The sequence below is a fragment of the Nitrospirillum amazonense genome (assembly GCF_029594735.1).
Taxonomy (GTDB): Bacteria; Pseudomonadota; Alphaproteobacteria; order Azospirillales; family Azospirillaceae; genus Nitrospirillum; species Nitrospirillum amazonense.
This window is the reverse complement of sequence record NZ_JARPAF010000003.1, coordinates 356,688-357,256: the sequence shown is the minus strand read 5'-3', so window position 1 is coordinate 357,256 and position 569 is coordinate 356,688. Positions and strand designations below refer to the sequence as shown.

Sequence of the window (569 nt, the reverse complement as noted above, 5' to 3'; positions counted from 1 at the left end):
ACGCGCCCCGCCTGGCGGCCGGCCGGCCCCTGCCCAACATCCGCGTCATGATCCTGGACGCCCAGGGCCGCCAGGTGCCCCCCGGGGCCATCGGCGAAATCTGGGTGGCCGGCGCCAGCCTGGCCCAGGGTTATCTGAACCGACCCGACCTGACCAAGCGCGCCTTCCCCACCGCCGCCGACGGCCGCCGCTACCGCACCGGCGACCTCGGTCGCTGGACGGCCGGGGGCGAGTTGCTGGTCCTGGGCCGCGCCGACGGCCAGGTCAAGCTGCGCGGCCAGCGGGTGGAACTGGGCGAGATCGCCGCCGCCATCGAGGCGCAGCCGGGCGTACGCCAGGCCGTGGTGCTGGTGCACAAGGATCCCGCCGGCAACCAGGCGCTCTACGCCTTCGCCACCGGCGCCAACCTGCCGGACAACACCGCCTGGCGCGAGGTGCTGGCCCAGCGCCTGCCCAGCTACATGCTACCGGCCGCCGTCATCCCGGTGGAGAGCATCCCCACCACCATGGCCGGAAAGGTCGACCAGGCCAGCTTGCGCGCCCGCATCGACGACTATCGCCTGCAGCAG

General features: G+C 73.8%; 1 protein-coding gene. It reads left to right on the top strand.

Annotation, left to right across the window (positions count from 1 at the left end; genetic code table 11):
* The coding region (locus tag P5F91_RS19930) for an AMP-binding protein (protein ID WP_277908055.1) at positions 1–569 on the top strand (569 nt) is incomplete at both ends.